14 protein-coding genes and 1 tRNA gene are annotated in these 15,254 nt (G+C 70.6%); 9 read left to right on the forward strand and 6 right to left on the reverse strand.

The window, feature by feature from the left end:
- Positions 1-4: 4 nt before the first annotated feature.
- The 4 genes from K8638_RS04315 to K8638_RS04330 all read right to left on the reverse strand — a co-directional run bounded on the left by K8638_RS04315 (position 5) and on the right by K8638_RS04330 (position 4,829).
- On the reverse strand, positions 5-1,510 hold the full coding sequence (locus K8638_RS04315; protein ID WP_223753115.1) for a 3'-5' exoribonuclease YhaM family protein: 1,506 nt from the start codon (positions 1,508-1,510) through the stop codon (positions 5-7).
- Between the two features lie 47 nt (positions 1,511-1,557).
- Positions 1,558-2,697 carry a class I SAM-dependent rRNA methyltransferase gene (locus tag K8638_RS04320; RefSeq protein WP_223753116.1) on the reverse strand — a complete coding sequence of 380 codons (1,140 nt, stop codon included), beginning with the start codon at positions 2,695-2,697 and terminating at the stop codon, positions 1,558-1,560.
- 141 nt (positions 2,698-2,838) lie between these two features.
- Complete coding sequence (locus K8638_RS04325; protein WP_223753117.1) at positions 2,839-3,207, reverse strand: hypothetical protein; 369 nt, start codon at positions 3,205-3,207, stop codon at positions 2,839-2,841.
- A 26-nt stretch (positions 3,208-3,233) separates the two neighbouring features.
- The gene (locus K8638_RS04330) at positions 3,234-4,829 is read right to left on the reverse strand and encodes an NAD(P)/FAD-dependent oxidoreductase (RefSeq protein ID WP_223753118.1); all 1,596 of its coding nucleotides are present in this window, start codon (positions 4,827-4,829) and stop codon (positions 3,234-3,236) included.
- 322 nt (positions 4,830-5,151) lie between these two features.
- Here K8638_RS04330 and K8638_RS04335 point away from each other — a divergent pair, with 322 nt between their 5' ends.
- Entirely contained in the window at positions 5,152-5,355 is a 204-nt protein-coding gene (locus K8638_RS04335; RefSeq protein ID WP_223753119.1) for a hypothetical protein, read from the forward strand.
- A 107-nt stretch (positions 5,356-5,462) separates the two neighbouring features.
- Here K8638_RS04335 and K8638_RS04340 read toward each other — a convergent pair whose 3' ends face one another.
- Positions 5,463-6,158 carry a diacylglycerol kinase family protein gene (locus K8638_RS04340; protein WP_223753120.1) on the reverse strand — a complete coding sequence of 232 codons (696 nt, stop codon included), beginning with the start codon at positions 6,156-6,158 and terminating at the stop codon, positions 5,463-5,465.
- Positions 6,159-6,235: 77 nt separating this feature from the next.
- Between K8638_RS04340 and K8638_RS04345 the strand changes: the two genes are divergently transcribed.
- From K8638_RS04345 to K8638_RS04380, 8 genes are all read left to right on the forward strand, one after another.
- Positions 6,236-9,124 carry an N-acetylmuramoyl-L-alanine amidase gene (locus K8638_RS04345; RefSeq protein ID WP_223753121.1) on the forward strand — a complete coding sequence of 963 codons (2,889 nt, stop codon included), beginning with the start codon at positions 6,236-6,238 and terminating at the stop codon, positions 9,122-9,124.
- A 97-nt stretch (positions 9,125-9,221) separates the two neighbouring features.
- Positions 9,222-10,232 carry a type I glyceraldehyde-3-phosphate dehydrogenase gene (gene gap / locus K8638_RS04350; RefSeq protein ID WP_223753122.1) on the forward strand — a complete coding sequence of 337 codons (1,011 nt, stop codon included), beginning with the start codon at positions 9,222-9,224 and terminating at the stop codon, positions 10,230-10,232.
- Between the two features lie 35 nt (positions 10,233-10,267).
- Positions 10,268-11,455 (forward strand): phosphoglycerate kinase, encoded by a 1,188-nt coding sequence (gene pgk, locus K8638_RS04355; RefSeq protein ID WP_223753123.1) that lies wholly within the window; start codon positions 10,268-10,270, stop codon positions 11,453-11,455.
- 47 nt (positions 11,456-11,502) lie between these two features.
- A complete protein-coding gene (gene tpiA, locus K8638_RS04360; protein ID WP_223753124.1) occupies positions 11,503-12,276 on the forward strand; it encodes a triose-phosphate isomerase in 774 nt (257 codons plus the stop codon).
- 100 nt (positions 12,277-12,376) lie between these two features.
- Entirely contained in the window at positions 12,377-12,811 is a 435-nt protein-coding gene (secG, locus tag K8638_RS04365) for a preprotein translocase subunit SecG (RefSeq protein ID WP_223753125.1), read from the forward strand.
- 106 nt (positions 12,812-12,917) lie between these two features.
- Positions 12,918-12,999, forward strand: a tRNA-Leu gene (locus K8638_RS04370).
- A gap of 98 nt (positions 13,000-13,097) precedes the next feature.
- Positions 13,098-13,925 (forward strand): hypothetical protein, encoded by an 828-nt coding sequence (locus tag K8638_RS04375; protein ID WP_223753126.1) that lies wholly within the window; start codon positions 13,098-13,100, stop codon positions 13,923-13,925.
- Positions 13,922-14,845 carry a type VI immunity family protein gene (locus K8638_RS04380; RefSeq protein WP_223753127.1) on the forward strand — a complete coding sequence of 308 codons (924 nt, stop codon included), beginning with the start codon at positions 13,922-13,924 and terminating at the stop codon, positions 14,843-14,845. Before K8638_RS04375 ends, K8638_RS04380 begins: the two co-directional genes overlap by 4 nt.
- 71 nt (positions 14,846-14,916) lie before the next feature.
- On the opposite strand, the gene K8638_RS04385 is transcribed toward K8638_RS04380, so the two are convergent.
- Positions 14,917-15,147 (reverse strand): hypothetical protein, encoded by a 231-nt coding sequence (locus tag K8638_RS04385; protein WP_223753128.1) that lies wholly within the window; start codon positions 15,145-15,147, stop codon positions 14,917-14,919.
- Between the last annotated feature and the right edge of the window lie 107 nt (positions 15,148-15,254).

Below are 15,254 nucleotides of genomic sequence, written 5' to 3' on the forward strand. Positions count from 1 at the left end.
TGCCTCAGCTCTCCGAGGAGCCCCCGTCCTTGTTGCCCGGCTCGGGCGGGGGGAGCGACGTCAGCGCGCTGAAGGGCTTGAAGGTCAGCTCGCGGGGCAGGGAGCTGGCGTCGCGCGGGGGACGCTCCTCGCGGGGAGGCCGCGGCGGGCGCTCCTCACGGGGCGGACGCTCCTCGCGCGCGCGCTCCTCGCGGGGCGGACGCTCGCGGCGGGGCGGACGCTGCTGCTGCTCCTCGCGGGCCGGCTGGGCGCCGGCCTCGGCCTGGGCGCCGCCCTGCTGGGGCTTCTCGAGGCGGGCCTTGCGCTTCTCCTCGCGCGACTTGCGGCGGCCACCGCCCTCCACCGGGGCGCGGCCCCGCGCGGTGGGCACGGGGCCCTTCCAGAGCTGCCGGTCGTAGTGGCGCAGCACGTCCGTCCACTTGTCGTTGGGGTCCTTCTGCATGGCCTCCAGCCACGAGGCGATGCGCGAGTCCAGCGAGTCCAGCGCGTGGACGATGAACGCCTCCAGCGTCACCGGCACCTTGGGGCTGCCGTACTCGAGCTGGCCGTGGTGGGCGATGACCACGTGCGTGAGGTGCTGCTCCAGGAGCGGCGGGAAGCCGGGGATGGCCAGCGTCTTCTCGCGAATCTTCTGCGCGGTCATCACCAGGTGGCCGACGAGCTTCCCCTCGTCGGTGTACTCGAAGCCCTTGTCGGGGGAGATTTCCGCCACCTTCATCACGTCGTGCAGCAGCGCGCCGGCCAGCAGCAGGTCGCGGTCCGCCATGGGGTAGTGGTCCGCCACCCGGAGCGTCAGCCGCATCACCGACAGCAGGTGCTCGGCCAGCCCGCCGCGCCACGCGTGGTGCATGCCCTTGGCCGCCGGCGCCACCGGCAGGCCCGCGGCGACCTGCGGGTCGTCCAGGAAGGCCAGCAGGAGCTGCTTCACGTGCGGGTCGCTCACCCGCTCCATGACGATCTCCCGGATGAGGCCCACCGCGCGCGCGCCGGCCGCGCCGTCGTGCCGTCCCTCGGCGCGGGGCTCCTTGTCGGCCTTCTCGGCCCGGGCCTCGCCCTTGTCACCCTTGTCGGCCTTCTCCGCGCGGGCCTCGGGCGCCTTCGCCTCGGGGGCGGGCTTCGCCTCGGGCGGCGGGGCCGGGGGCGGCTCGAACTCCTTGGGGTCCAGCGGCTCCGGGTCCAGGCGCTCCACGGCCTCCACGACGACCTGGGTGCGGCCGTGGAAGTTGATGACGTTGCCCTGCACCAGCACGAAGTCACCGGACTGGAAGGCGGGCTCGAGCGCGTCCACCTTGTCGAAGATGCGCGCGTCCACCTCGCCGCTCTTGTCGACGAGGGTGAGGGCGAGGAACACCTTGCCACTGCGCGCCGTCACCTTCTCCTTCTTGGTGACGCGGAAGACGGTGTTGACGCGGTCCTTCTCGCGCAGGTCCGCCGCGTACACCTTGCGGACGGTCTCCACGGAACCTTCCGGGGTGGGGGTCGCGGTCTCGGGGGCGTTTTCGTTGGTCATTGCGGCGGCGGACACTAGCACCAGGAAGGCGCTTCGGGGGGAAGGCGTCAGCTCACTTCCAGCGCCACGGCGTCGAGGTACTCGGACCCCGGGGAGCCGACCAGCGTGGGGTGGTCCGGGGGCAGGCCCAGGCGGGCCAGCCGGGTGGCGATGCGGGCCTCCCCCTCGCAGGCGGTGGCCACCAGCTCGTCGAAGCCCCCCAGGGGGAGGGGCGGGTGGTAGCCGGCCACCAGCAGCCGCCCCCCGTGCCGGGTGCGCCGCAGGGCGTGCCGGAATTGCTCCACGAAGTCCTCCTCGGAGCCCACCCCCGGGGTGTCCAGCAGCACCAGGTCGAAGGTGTCCCGGATGGCGCGGAGCACCTGGAGCGGCTGCCCCGTCTCCACGGTGGCCCGGCCCAGCAGCCCGTTGGCCTCGGCGTTCTCCCGGGCCAGGTCCGCCGCGTCCCCGTTCTTGTCGAAGGCCAGAATCCGGCGCGCTCCGTGAAGCCCCGCGTGGACGAAGAGTCCGCCCACGTTGCAGCAGACGTCCAGCACCCGGGCGCCCTGGGCCAGGCGGCCCACGAAGCGGCGCAGCTCGCGCTGGTCGTAGTGGTAGCCGGTGCCCAGGCCGTAGGTGAGGTCCACGGTGAAGCGCGCGCCCAGCTCCAGCAGCCGGCACCAGCGGGGCGGGGTGCCGTAGAGGACGTGGGGCCGCTGGGGAGCCAGGCCCAGGGCCTTGCGCCTCAGGGTGTCGTTGCGCAGCAGCACGGAGCCGGCGCCCGTCACCTCCACCAGCGCGCGGGTGATTTCCCCCTGCCGGGCGTCCATGGCGCGGGTGAGCGTCTGGACCACGAAGTGGGTGTCGTACCGGTCCACGATGAGGCCGGGCAGCCCGTCCCCGTCATCGTTGACGATGCGGCAGAAGCGCGGGTCGTCCACCAGCTTCCCGCGCCGCTCGAAGGCGTGGCGGAGGTGGCGGGGGATGAGGCCCTCCACGGACTCGTCCGGCTGGCCCAGCCGCCGCACCGCGTACGAGGCCTCCAGGTCCACGTCGCCCAGGCCCAGCACCGAGCCGTCCTCGTCCCGGAGCTGCACCGGCTCCCCGGGCAGAGGTGTTCCTTCCATGGAGACGATGTCCTCCCGGCGCAGCCAGGGGGCACCATGGCGCAGCCTGCGGGCGGCATCCCGGGACAAATAGGTGCTGAACAAGGTGGCCTCCCTCTCGCGTGGACCGTGGACACGGTGCCCACGGGCGTCCTCCCAGGGGAGAACATGCGCCCCCGGCGGCCAGCATGCGGCGGGCGCCGGGACGCCCCGAAGGAGGGCAGGGGAGGGAGCGGACGGGGAGGCTCAGCCCCCGGGAGGCGGGCGCTTGAAGGCCTTGAGCGTCACCCGGGTCAGCATGAAGCTGGCCGCCAGGGCGAGGACGATGCCCAGCAGGCGCAGGTTCCACGCCTCGCGGAACAGCAGCGACAGGGCCAGCGCGCCCAGCAGTACGACTCCCACCACCGCGAGCACCTGGCCCCGGCGGGCCGCGCCGGAGGAGGCGCGCCGCGCGCGCGCCAGGGTGGGCAGGCTGCCTGCCTTCCGCCACAGGGAGGAGCTCTCCTCCCGGACCTCGTCGTCCGCGTCCACGAGGCCCTGGAGGTAGGCCCGCTCCACGTCCAACAGGCTGGGGTAGACCAGCTCACCGTCCGGCGTGCGAACCACGTACTTCATGGGGGCCTCCTCCCGGGCGTCCTTCCTCAGGACAGCTCGGTGGCAATCTGCTCAGCGACGCGCAGTCCATCAATGGCGGACGATACGATGCCGCCCGCGTACCCACACCCCTCACCCGCCGGATAGAGCCCCTTGAGGGACACCGACTGCAGGTCCTCGCCGCGGGTGATGCGCACCGGCGACGAGGTGCGGCTCTCGATGCCGATGAGCTTACCCTCCTCGCTGATGAAGCCCCGCATCTTCCGGTCGAAGGTGCGCAGGGCCTGCTTGAGGGACTGGGTGAGCCGCTCCGGGAAGAGTCGGTTGAGGTCCGCGTGCGCCAGGCCCGGCCGGTAGCTGGTGCCCCCCGGGTCCTTCTTCACGCGCCCCGCCAGGTAGTCCGGAATCGTCTGGGCCGGGGCGAAGAAGCGCCCGCCGCCGAGCTCGTACGCCTTCGCCTCCCAGTGACGCTGGAACTCCAGGCCCGCCAGCGGCCCGCGGAAGCCCTCGCGCTCGAAGTCCGCCACGGACACGGAGACGACGATGCCGGCGTTGGCGTAGCGCGCATTGCGGCGCGAGTTGCTCATGCCATTGGTGCACTGCAAGCCCTCCTGGGTGGGCGTGGGCACCACGATTCCGCCGGGGCACATGCAGAACGAGTAGACGCCGCGCACCTCGCCGTCCACGTCCAGGTTCTCCGCCAGCTTGTAGTCGGCCGGGGGCAGCTTGGGATTCTTGGCGGCGTTGCCGTACTGGATGCTGTTGATGAGCGCCTGGGGGTGCTCGGCGCGGAAGCCGAGCGCGAAGGGCTTGGCCTCCACGCTCACCCGCCCGTCGGCGGCGAAGCGCTCGTACAGCTCGCGGGCGGAGTTGCCCGGGGCGAGGATGACGCGGTCGCTCTCCAGCGTGCGCCCGTCCGACAGCTTCACGCCCGCCACGTGCCCGTCGCGGTAGAGGAGGTCGTCCACCCGGTGCTCGAAGTGCACCTGGCACCCGCCGGCGATGAGCTCGTCGCGCAGCCTCGCCACCGCGCCCGGCAGCAGGTCCGAGCCGATGTGCGGCTTGCCCTCGATGAGGATGTGGTCCGGCGCGCCGTACTTCGCGAAGGCTTCAATCACCTTGCGCACCATGGGGTGGTTGATGCGCGTGGACAGCTTGCCGTCCGTGTAGGCACCGGCGCCGCCCTCGCCGAAGTTCATGTTGCTCTCCGGGTCCAGCGTGCCGTCGCGCATCAGCTTCGCCACGTCCTTGCGGCGCGTCACCACCTCGCGGCCGCGCTCCAGCAGGATGCTGCGCACGCCGCGCTCCAGCAGGCCCAGGGCGCAGAACAGCCCCGCCGGCCCGGTGCCGATGATGATGGGCCAGCGCTCCGGCGCCTTCACCGGCGCCGGCGGCTCCGGCGGAGGCGGCGCCTCGCCCACGTCCGGGGGCAGGCGGGCGGGCTTGCGGCCGGGGGCCAGCTCCACCTCCAGCGTGTAGATGTAGCGGGGGCTGCCCTTCTTCCGGGCGTCCAGGACGGAGCGGACCACCCGCACGGACGCGAGGTCGGAGCGGGTGACCCCGAGCTTCTCCGCGGCCCGCTGGCCGAGCAGCTCCTCCGGCTCGTCCAGCCACAGCCCGATGTTGTTCACCCGATACGCCATTTCCGTCCGCTCCTGGTGGGGGCGCGTATCTGCTCCACCCCCATGAAAGATTGCAAGCACTTGAAACCACGAAGGCCGCGGCCCCCGTCACGGGTGCGAACCCGCTGATGCACCCCCCTCCGCCATCCCCCCGTCCGCCCGACAGGTGCGTAACACCCTTCGCACCTCCGGGGAGGCCATGCCGTGCACCGGTACACTTCAACCCCTGGGAACTGCTGGGGAATCCGTCTGGAAGAGAACGTCTGGCACGGGGGTTGAACTGTTGAGCCTGCATGCTTATGCGGCGACCCCCTCATTGCGCCGCTACTCGGAGGCAACCACAGTGAGCACCGACCAAAAGGGCACCCGGATCCTGGCGCGCACTTTCTTCAATCAACTGCGCGCGAGCGGCTACACGCCGCACCAGGTCATCGGCATCGCCACGGAGCTGCTCGACCTGGTGACCTCGGACCTCAAGGAAGGCGACAAGGACGTTGCCGTCCAGGCGACACCGGAGCAGGGGGCCGAGTGGCGCCAGCGCGCCTGAGTCCGTAGACTTCCGTTCGCATCCCCCGCGGGCGCGCGGGCTCCGGACTGGCTTCGGGGCTCCCGCCCGCGCGGAGGCGGCAAGGCAGTGACGTGAAAGGACCGGCGTCAGCCGGTCTTCTTGTTTCTGCTGACTGACGAATCGGCAGCCACCTGTTCCGTGGGGCGGGACTCCCGCCGCCGCTGGTGCGCGGCCGCGCCGGCGATGACGACGAGCCCCGCCGTCAGCGCCGTGAAGACGAAGCTGGCCGTCTCGAAGGCCAGCAGCACCAGCAGCACGGCCGCGCCCAGGAAGGCGCCCACGTCCACCACGGCGGGGCGGCGCTGCGGCAGCACCAGCGCGACGACGCAGGCGGTGAGGGGCAGGCCCAGCGCCACCTGCCGCGTAATCGCCTCCGTGCTGGTGCGCACCGTGTCCCAGTTGTGCACGAGGATGGCGGCGAAGATGACCACCGTGCCCAGCGCCAGCACCAGCACGCCGGCGGCGGCCGCATCCTTGGTGAGGCGGGCCTTCTCGTCGAACTGCTGGACGGCCAGGTCCACCAGGTGCTCCAGCGCGCTGTTGAGGATCTCCGCGAAGAAGATGAGGAGGACGCAGAAGATGAGCGTCACCTTCTCCGCGAGCCCCAGCGGAATGCCGCTGCCCACCAGCCCCACCAGCACGGCGGAGATGAGGTGCACGCGCATGTTGCGCTGGTGGACGACGGTGTGGATGAGCCCCGCCCACGCGTGGCCGAAGGAGGCGAACAGCCCCGAGCCGCGGCGGGGAGGGAAGGCGGAGGGTGGCCGGACAGGTGCGTTCATCGGTGCTTGAAGGGCGGGCACCCTAGCATCCACGGGTCCGGTTGCCCCCCGGGTGTGAAGGGGTATGGTCCGACCCCGTGAATTTCGCATCCTCGAGTTTCATTTCCCATCGTCCCCGGGCCCGCCTGGGGAGCGCGCTCCTCTCCCTGCTGCTGGCGTCCTCCCTGGCCCGGGCGGAAGGCCCGGCCTCCTCCCTGGACGAGGGGGCCTGTGGATTGGAGCCCCCTGGAGTCGAATATCTGCCCGCGCCCGGCCCCCGGGCCCATGAGTCGCGCCGCCTGTCGGCGTTCGAGCCGCCGGTGGTGCGGCGAGAGTGGGGGGCCTCGGCGGGCCCGCGGGCCCTGTCCGGCGTGCCGCAGACGCGGGTGCGCGGTGGGGCCCTGTCCGGCAAGGTGGTGTACCTGAGCCCCGGCCACGGCTTCTACCGGAGCGCCCCGCTGGACCGCTGGGCCACGCAGCGCCCCAACACCTACGCGGTGGTGGAGGACCTCGTCTCCGCGGAGGTGCTGAACCAGTACCTGCTGCCCATGCTGATGGGGGCGGGGGCCACGGTGGTGCCGGTGCGCGAACCGGACCTCAACGCGCGTTTGGCCCTCGTCGACGCGGGCGGGACGGGCTACTCCGAGTCGGGCGACGCGGCCCTCTTCGAGGACTCCGCCCAGAAGGGGTGGGGGACGCCGGCGCTGCCCATGGGCAACGGGGTGGAGCCCTTCACGCTGGGCACCACGCGCGTCATGTCCACCGCGCGCACCGTCACCGCGAGCGCGACGTGGGCGCCGGAGGTGCCCGCGGACGGCGCGTACCACGTCTACGTCTCCTACGCGGCGGACCCGGCGCGGGCGACGGACGCGCACTACGTGGTGCGGCACGCGGGCGGGGAGAGCCACTTCCGCGTCAACCAGCGCCGCCACGGCGGCACGTGGGTGCTGCTGGGCCGCTTCTACTTCAAGGCCGGCCAGCACCCGGAGACGGCGTCGGTGGTGGTGATGAACGACACGGCGGAGGGCGGCACCGTGTCGCTGGACGCGGTGCGCTTCGGCGGAGGCAGCGGCGTCATCGGCGACGCCGAGGTGCCCGCCCTGGCCCGGCCCCGCTACGAGGAGGCCGCGCGCTACCACGTGCAGTTCAGCGGGGCCCCGGCGACCGTGTACGCGCCCACCGGCGCCAACGCGCTGTCCAACGAGCGCAACGCGGACGTCTCCGCGCGCCCGCGCTTCGCGGCGTGGCTGCACGAAGAAGGGGAGGACGCCGTCTACGTGGCCTGGCACACCAACGCGGGCGCCACCGGCACCACGTCGGGCACGGAGGCCTACGTGTACGGGCCCAACCCCGTGGATGGCACGCTGAACTTCACCGGTGTGCCCGGCAGTGACGTCATGGCCCGTGCGCTGCTGGACGAAATCGGCAGGGACTTCCGCCGCGAGGTGGACGCGAACTGGCGGGTGCGCAGCCTGCGCTCGGCCAACCTGGGCGAGGTGAACCCCACCCACAACCCGGAGATGCCGTCCGTGCTGCTGGAGATGGCCTACCACGACAACATCCCGGACTCGAACCGGCTGAAGGAGCCGGCCTTCCGGCGCGTGGCGGCGCGGGCCATCCTCCAGGGTCTCATCAAGTACTTCGCCGCGAGGGACGGCCTGCCCGTGCACCTGCCGCCCGAGGCGCCCACCGCGGTGGTGGCGCGCAACGGCGCGGACGGGGCGGTGGAGGTGCGCTGGGCCGTGCCCCCGGCCAACCCGGACGAGGAGGGCCGCGACGCGCCCACGGGCTACCGCGTCTACCAGAGCGCGGACGGCCTGGGCTGGGACGAGGGCACCGAGGTGGAGGGCACCTCCTTCGTCACGACGCTGGCCCCGGGCACCCCGCGCTACTTCCGCGTGGCGGCGCTGAACGCGGGCGGGGAGGGCTTCCCGTCCTCCATCGTCGGCGTGCGCACGCCCCAGTCGGGCCAGCCGCCCGTGCTGCTCGTCAACGCCTTCGAGCGGCTGGACTCCTCCATGGCCTGTGCCGAGGCGCTGGACGCGTACGACCTGGCGGCGCCCGTGCGCCTGCTGGTGGAGGCGATGAACGACGGTACCTCCGTGCGGCGCCATGGCGACGTGCTGGCCCACGCGGCCCTGGCCTTCGACAGCGCCACGAGCGCGGCGCTGCCGGCGGGGCTGGTGTCGCTGGCGGCCCCCTACCGGATGGTGGACTGGTTCACCGGCCGGGGCGGCGAGGACGGGGCGAGGCCCACGCGCCAGGAGCAGGACGCGCTGCGCGCCTTCGTCACCGGTGGAGGAAATCTGATGCTTTCTGGAAGCCAGGTGACTTCCGCGCTCGCGGTGGGCAGCGCGGAGGACCGGGCCTTCCTCGCGGACATCCTCCGGGCGGCGCCGGGCAGCGGCACGCCGTCGCTCACGGTGGAGGGACTGTCCGGTGGCTGGCTCTCGGGCCTGAGCGGGGGGACGCTGCACGACGGCACGCTCGGGGCCTACCCGGTGGGCGTCACGGATGTGCTCACTCCCGGCTCGGGCGGCTCGGCGGTGCTGCGCTACGCGGGGACGGAACTGGCGGCGGGCGTGGCCTCCGCGCCGGGAGGGCAGGTGCTGCTGCTGGGCATGCCCTTCGAGGGCATCGTCAGCCGGGCGCGGCGCGGCCAGCTCCTCTCCGCATTCCTGGTGCAAGCGGGGCTTCTGGCCGAGGCGCCTCCTCCGCCCGCCGAGGACTCCGGCGACGCGGGCCCTGGCCTTCTCTCCGCCTGTGTCGCGGCGCGAGGGGTGGACCCGCACCCGCCTCCGCCTCCGCCGCCCCCTCCGCCTCCGGAGCCGGTGGTGATGGAGGAGGTGCCGCGCATCTATCCGCTGGATGACTCGGGCTGTGGCTGCGGGGCTGGAGGGGGAACGGCTTCGGGAATCTGGTTGTTGCTAGGAGTGATTGTTCAGCTTCGGCGTGCGCACCGGCGCGGGAGCGACGCGAAGCGTTGACTCGGCGTGTGGGCATGCCTACGGTCGGCGCCCTCGAATTTGACGTGACGACACGCGTGGGCGCTCGCGCTCACGCCCTTCAAGGAGACACTGGGACATGGCCACCCGCATCGCCATCAATGGCTTCGGTCGCATCGGACGCTGCATCCTGCGCGCTGTTCTCAGCCGCAAGGAGGACCTCGAGATCGTCGCCATCAACGACCTCGACAAGCCCGCGGCGCTGGCGCACCTGTTCAAGTACGACTCCGTGCACCGCACGTGGCCGGGCACGGTGAAGGCGACCGAGAAGGGCATCGTGGTGGACGGCAAGGAGATTGCCGTCACCGCGGAGAAGGACCCGACGGCGCTGCCCTGGAAGAGCATGAACGTGGACGTGGTGCTGGAGTGCACCGGCCGCTTCACGGCTCGCGAGGGCGCGGAGAAGCACCTGAAGGCGGGCGCGAAGAAGGTCATCGTCTCCGCTCCGGCCAAGGGCCCGGACATCACCATCGCCTACGGCATCAACCACAACGAGTACGACCCGGCGAAGCACCACGTCATCTCGAACGCCTCGTGCACCACCAACTGCCTGGCGCCCATCGCCAAGGTGCTGGTGGACAACTTCGGCATCGAGAAGGGCCTGATGACCACGGTCCACAGCTACACCAACGACCAGCGCATCCTGGACCTCACCCACGAGGACATGCGCCGCGCCCGCGCCGCCGCGCTGTCCATGATTCCCACCAGCACCGGCGCCGCGAAGGCCATCGGTGAGGTGATTCCGCAGCTCAAGGGCAAGATGCACGGCCTCGCGGTGCGCGTGCCCACCCCGAACGTGTCCCTGGTGGACCTGACGGTGAACACCAGCAAGTCCGTCACCGCCGAGGCCGTCATCGACGCCTACCGCAAGGCCGCGGAGGGCCCGCTCAAGGGCATCCTCCAGTTCAGCGACGAGGCGACGGTGTCCATCGACTACAACGGCAACCCGCACTCGGCCATCTTCGACTCCACGAACTGCTTCGTGATGGGCGACAACCTGCTGAAGGTCATGGCCTGGTACGACAACGAGTGGGGCTTCTCCAACCGCATGGTCGACACGGCGAAGTTCCTCGTCTCCAAGGGCGTCTAGTCCAGGCCGTCGGGCACCGAGAGGGAAGGACCGAGATGATCCGCTACATCGACGACCTGCAGCTCACCGGGAAGCGCGTCTTCATCCGCGTGGACTTCAACGTCCCGCTGGAGGGACGGCGCGTGACGGACGACACCCGCATCCGCGAGGCGCTGCCCACCATCCGGCGGGCGCTGGAGATGGGCGGGAAGGTCATCCTGGCCTCCCACCTCGGCCGGCCCAAGGGCCCGGACCCCAAGCTGTCGCTCGAGCCAGTTGCAGCGAAGCTGGCCGAGCTGCTCGGCGGCAAGCACGAGGTCATCCTCACGGATGACTGCGTGGGTGACGGCGTGAAGAAGCAGGTGAAGGAGCTCAAGGACGGGCAGGTCATCGTCCTGGAGAACCTGCGCTTCCATAAGGAGGAGGAGGCCAACGACGAGGGCTTCGCCCGCGAGCTGGCCTCCGTGGCCGACGTCTACGTCAACGACGCCTTCGGCACCGCGCACCGCGCCCACGCCTCCACCGCGGGCATGGTGCCCTTCGTGAAGGAGAAGGCCGCCGGCTTCCTGATGCGCAAGGAGATCGAGTACCTGGGCAAGGTGCTCAAGAACCCGGAGAAGCCCTTCGTGGCCATCCTGGGCGGCTCCAAGGTGAGCGATAAAATCAAGGTCATCGAGAGCCTGCTGCCCAAGGTGGACGCGCTGCTCATCGGTGGCGCCATGGCCTACACCTTTCTCAAGGCGCAGGGCGTGGAGGTGGGCAAGTCCCGCGTCGAGGGGGACAAGCTGTCGCTGGCCACGCGCATGCTGGAGGCGGCGCAGCGGCTGAAGACGCCGCTCGTCCTCCCGGTGGACCACATCGTCGGGACGGAGCCCACGGAGAACAGCCCGGCGAGGGAGACGCCGGACAACGCCATTCCCCCGGACATGATGGGCCTGGACATCGGCCCCAAGACGCGCGCCATCTACGCCCAGCACATCCGCGACGCGCGCACCGTGGTGTGGAACGGGCCCATGGGCCTGTTCGAGGTGGCGAAGTTCGCCGAGGGCACCCGCTCGGTGGCCGCGGCCATGTCCATCAACACCCAGGCCACCACCGTCATCGGTGGTGGTGACAGCGCGGCGGCCGTGGAGCAGATGGGCTTCGCGGACAAGATGAGCCACGTGTCCACCGGGGGTGGCGCGTCCCTGGAGTTCCTTGAGGGACGTGAATTGCCCGGTATCAAGGCGCTGGAAACGAAGTAGGCTGCGCGCCCGCAACGCAACCTGAACCCACACCCCTGGGGGGACACATGGCCGCCGCTGCTCGTCGTCGGAAGATCGTTGCCGGCAACTGGAAGATGAACAAGACGGTGCCCGAGGCACTGGCCCTGGTGCGCGAGCTGCGGGGCATGGTGGCCTCGCTGGGCGACACGGTGGAGGTGGTGCTGGCGCCTCCGTTCGTGGCGCTGCAGCCGCTCCACGTGGCACTGGAGGGCGCGCCGCTGCAGCTGGCGGCGCAGAACTGCCACTGGGAGGCGTCCGGGGCGTTCACGGGCGAGGTCTCCGCGCCGATGCTGGCGGAGCTGGGGTGCGCCTACGTCATCGTGGGGCACTCGGAGCGCCGGCAGTTCTTCGGTGAGACGGACGAGACGGTGAACAAGCGGACCCGGGCGGTGCGGGCCGCGGGCATGACGCCCATCATCTGCGTGGGCGAGACGCTGGCCGAGCGCGAGGGGAACCGGACGCTGGAGGTGGTGGAGCGCCAGGTGCGCGGGGCGCTCGCCGGCTTCGAGGCGAAGGACGTGGCCTCCTTCGTCCTGGCCTATGAGCCGGTGTGGGCCATTGGCACCGGTCGCAATGCCACCTCGGCGCAGGCGCAGGAGGTCCACGCGGCGATTCGTGGGCTGATCGGCCGCCTGTACGACGGGGAGACGGCCGGGCGGGTGCGCATCCAGTACGGCGGCAGCGTGAAGCCGGACAACGCGGCGGAATTGCTGGGACAGCCGGACGTGGACGGAGCGCTCGTGGGAGGGGCCAGCCTCAAGGCGGGCGACTTCGCGGCCATTGTCAAGGCGGCCACCTGAGCGAGGGTGGTCCGGAATCGATAGGCGGAAGAAGTTGTCTCCTGTTCGCCAGTTTGTGTAGGGTGCGCCTCCTTCTCACGGAACGTCTGGAAGACCTCCCATGCTGACCTTCGTCACGATCGTGCACGTCATCATCTGCGTGTTCATGATCTTCGTCATCCTGCTGCAGCCGGGTAAGGACGCCGGCATGGGCTCTGCCCTCGGCGGCGGCGCGGCCACGAGTGCCTTCGGTGGCCGTGGTGCCGTGACGTTCCTGAGCAAGCTCACGGGCGTCTTCGCGACGCTGTTCTTCCTCACGTCGCTCGGCCTGTCCTTCGTGGGCCTGCGCTCCTCGGTGGCGGCCGGCGGCTCGGTCGCCACGCCTCCGGCGCAGACGGCCCCGGCGGCGCCGGGGGCGGCTCCCGCGCCTTCGGACACCGTGGAGCAGCCGCGCGGCGAGACGCCTCCTCCCTCCGAGGGTGGTGGCAACCCGGCGCAGGGGCAGGGCGAGGCGGCTCCTCAGTCCGCGCCGCCGGCTCCGGCCCCGGCGCAGTAGGCGTCAGGAACAATCCGGTTCACGCGTCGGTTGAAATTGTCGTTGCGTGAGCCGGATAGGTCCGGTAGATGGTCCGCGCAGTTCGCGGGTCGCAGTCGCAGCAAACGCCCAGGTGGTGGAACTGGTAGACACACCATCTTGAGGGGGTGGCGCCGAAAGGTGTGCGGGTTCGAATCCCGCCCTGGGCACTCCGAATCAAGCCTCCGAGTCGAAAGACTCGGGGGCTTTTTTCGTTTCTGGGGCACGGCGCCGGTTTGCTGACCTCGTCCGTCTCCCGGAGACGAACATGGCCGCGCGTCGAGTCGTGTGGTGGAAGCCCATGCTGCTGATGGTGGTCGGTGTCCTGCTCACGGCCTGTGCGAGCAGCCCCCACCGAGCCCCGCGCGGAGAGCTGCGCTTCGTGGACACGGAGACGGCCGGCCGCCTGCGCCATGCCGCCGCCGTGGGCAGGGCGGCGGGGGCGGCAGCTCCCGTTGCTACTCGGGCCGTGGCGGCCTCCATCCTCGCCGAGTCCGTTCCCGCCCTGCTTACGCTGCTCAAGAGCGACAACGCGGTGGGGGATTTGGAGGAGCGCCTCGTGGAGTGCGCCATTCGGGCCGAGCGCCAGGTCAACGCCGCGTTCTTCGGCAACCGCGCTCCGACACGCCAGGAGTGTGGTGAGGAGGTGGATGTGGACGGGTGCGGCGAACGAATCACGCGGGCCATGCTGCTGGGGCAGCGCAAGCACGAGGTGGCGCTCCAGTGCGCTCGTGAGGTGCTGGCGGAGGTGTGGCCCGGGCCGTACAGCATCGAACAGCGCTATCGCTACTATCCCAACGCTGGGGTGCTGGAGACGGTCAGCCGGGAGGAAGAGGCGCGGCTCATCAGGGAGGGATGCACCAAGGAGCTGTGGCGCACCATCAAGCCGGACCTCGTGCTCCATTCCGACCACGACCTGCTGCGGTCCGTGGTCACCCTGGACTACAAGTTTCCGTGCCCTCATACAAACGAGCCGCGCTGGAAGCAGTACGGGGAGGACAGTGCCTATCCCGACTCCAATCAGGGCAAGGTCTACTCGGACGCACTGGGGGGAAGGTCCTTGCTCATCTCGCCAGGGAGGGGCATGACGCGATGAAGAAGAACATTCCCGTCATCCGCGTGCCGAACAGGAACGGCGATGTGGAGGTCCGCGACGGGGTCATCCTCTGCTTCTTCATGCGCCGCTCGCACGAGGAGGTGGCCGTCGCGGTGTGGGGCGCGTTGCAGGCCTATCGCCGTGCCATCTCCCCCCAGTCGCTGAACTGGTACGGCTCGGATGATGGAGACACCCTGCCGCTGGATGACCAGGGCTGGGAGCACATCCGCAAGAAGCTCCTTGATCGCCCATGGGCGGGGGCCGCGCGGCACGTCTCGCTGGCCGAGGCGACTGGCGAAGCGGGCGGGTATCACTTCAACTACGACGGCCGACAGCTCGAACATCCCATGTTCTCGCGGAGCAAGGGGGCCACGAGCGCGGTGTCCTTCTCGTTTCCCACCGAGTACCTCCTTGAGCATGGCCCCGCCCACCTGCGCGCGCTGGCCCTGGAGCTCGGTCGCGAACTGCCCTTCAGCTTCGGTTACGCCAGCCTCGCCTTCGTCTCTCATCCCGGCCTCTGGTACGGGGTTCGGAGGCAACTCCTCGACCTGCTCCAGCGCTACCTGGGACTGGACCTCTACCTCTTGAGTGAGACCGGCGACGTCATCGGCACCGGGGCACGGGGCGCCTACTGGCTGACGTTCCTGGGACAGCCGCTGCTCGGCCAGCTCGGGGGCACCGAGGCGCTACGGCAGCGGCTCTCCTTCCCGGAAGTCACCTTCGAGCCGATGGAGGACGCGCGGCTGCTGCTGACGCTGGACGAGTGGCCCGATGCCATCGACACGGCGAAGGGGGGAGTCCCTCCCCAGTACCGGGCGCTGGCGCGGCTGCTGGAGCCGTATCTCTGCGAGGAGGGCGGCGACTGGCCTCCCATGAACAGGGAGTTCATGCACCGGTGGTTCCGGCGGCTCTGCCAGTGAGGATGGGGCGCGGTGCCCCCGCGACTACCACTCTCCAGGACTGTCAGCGGATTCAGCCTCTCTGCCCAACCTCAAGCATGGGATTGCAGCACTTCAACGAGCTGCTCGGCGCCTTCTCGGATTCCGTCGCCGACGAGCAGGATGACAATTCGTCCCCGCCTGAGATTTCGGCTGACCGCATCGATGAACTCCGGCTCGGGTAGGTGCACGCCGTCCGGAATCAGCTCCCAGAGGCTACGTGGCTTCTCCCGCCTACCGAAGTCGCCACGTAGCGCGGAAGCCTCGAACTCGGCGTAGCTCATCTGGGTGTGCCGTCGCGTTGATTCTTTCGTGTCATGCGGCGAGCAGGATACTGCGGGAAGGGCTGAGGTGGACCCGGCGTTCTGGGCACCAGTGGACGGGGTCCTCG

Source organism: Myxococcus sp. RHSTA-1-4, assembly GCF_020037125.1.
Classification (GTDB): domain Bacteria; phylum Myxococcota; class Myxococcia; order Myxococcales; family Myxococcaceae; genus Myxococcus.